Consider the following 1742-nt stretch of genomic DNA (forward strand, 5'->3'; position numbering starts at 1 on the left):
CTCGCGAGGAGAGATTTGCCCCTCGTGGCGGAGCCACTCGGGAAAAAGATCCCGCAGCGAGAAGAACGCTGAGGTTCCGCCAAATGACCACCTCAGCACGCCTAGGGGCGGCTCACTGACGGGGTTGTTCCAGCGGGACGCCCTCGTCGGACAGCGGCGGGGAGGGGAGCTCCGCACTGGAGGTCAGCGGCGCTGCGCCGTCGAGGGGGCGGCCCGCCTGCTCCTTGAGGAAGTGGGTGCTGATGACGCCGAGCACGCCCGCTCCGACCAGGTAGAAACCGGGCCAGTCGAGGTTGCCGGTGGCCGTCACGGCCGCCTCGATGATCGTCGGCGCGGTCCCGGCGAACAGCGAGACCGCCAGGTTGAAGATCACCGCGAGGCTGCTGTAGCGGATCATCGTGGGGAACAGCGCGGGCAGCGTCGAGGGCGACACCGCGGCGAAGCACACCAACGACATCCCCATGATCAGCAGCCCGGCGACCTGCCCGAGCAGTCCTTCGCGGAGCAGCCACACGGCGGGCAGGCCCAGGAAGATCAGCGACAGGCTTCCCGCCATGAGCACGGGTTTGCGCCCGATGCGGTCGCTGAGCCTGCCGACGGACACGATCACGCACAGCATGAGGACCATGACGGCGACCTGGAGGGTGGCCGCCACCGCCTGGCTGCTCCCGCCCGCGCCGTAGCGCGGGAGCGTCGCGGCCAGGTACGCGGGGACGTAGTTGGTCATCACGTAGTTCGTGACGTTCCACGCGACGATCACGCCGGTCGCGACCAGCGCGGCGGAGCGGTAGTGCACCACGACGATCTGCAGCGCGCGCCGCGCGGACATCGTGCTCAGCGCGGGGGAACGCTCCATCAGCTGCCGGAACGCCGGGGTGTCCTCCAACCGCATCCGCAGGTAGATGCCCGTCAGGCCCAGCGGCAGCGCGAGCATGAACGGCAGCCGCCAGCCCCACGACAGCAGGTCGCCCTCCGGAACGGCGGCGATCACCGCGGCGCACACCCCGGCGCCCAGCGCGTACCCGGCCAGGGTGCTGAATTCCAGCCAGCTGCCGAAGAATCCGCGTCGCCGGTCCGGGGCGTACTCGGCGATGAGGGTGAGCGCGCCGGTGTACTCGCCACCGACGGCGAACCCCTGCAACATCCGGACGAGCAGCACGAGCAGCGGGGCGGCGAGGCCGATCGCGCCGTGGCTCGGGACCAGGCCGAGCAGCACCGTCGCTACCGCCATCAGCAGCATCGTCGCCGAGAGCACCTTCGTGCGACCGATCCGGTCCCCGAGCCGCCCGAACACGAATCCGCCGAGCGGGCGCATCAGGAACGCGGCGGCGAACGCGGCGAGCGTGTACGCGGTGGCCCACTGGCCGCCGTCGGGGAACAGGACCCGGTCCAGCACGGCGGCGGCCAGGTAGGAGTAGATGCCGAAGTCGTACCACACGGCGACGTTCCCGACGGCGGTCGCCGCGACCGCCCGGTGCACGGTGCGTTCCTCTTGCACGACAGGAGGAGTCAGGCTCCGCCTGCGACGTCTCGGTTTCTCGGTCATGAGGTATCCCCCGATGCGAACCGCAGCGCTCCGCAACAGCTTCGCTTCAGGTGTCTTGGGACTCGGCCTGCGTAGCGGTGCGGGTGGCGGAACCTCAGCTGCTTCCTCGCTGCGGGATCTTTTCCCCGAGTGGCTCCGCCACGAGGGAAAAAGCCGTCCTCGCGAGGAAGCAGCTGAGAACCCGCCGGTGGTCTTC

At 69.9% G+C, this 1742-nt stretch carries 1 protein-coding gene; it reads right to left on the minus strand.

Going from position 1 to position 1742, the window contains the following annotated elements:
* Positions 1 to 112 precede the first annotated feature (112 nt).
* Positions 113 to 1546: an MFS transporter gene (locus ACWD38_RS30300; protein WP_450125445.1), complete on the minus strand. Its 1434-nt coding sequence runs from the start codon at positions 1544 to 1546 to the stop codon at positions 113 to 115.
* Positions 1547 to 1742: the final 196 nt, after the last annotated feature.

The organism is Saccharopolyspora sp. NPDC002578, from assembly GCF_053592695.1.

Coding starts and splice junctions, on each gene's coding strand:
- ACWD38_RS30300 (WP_450125445.1), bottom strand. CDS start 1,546: ATGACCGAGAAACCGAGACGTCGCAGGCGGAGCCTGACTCCTCCTGTC.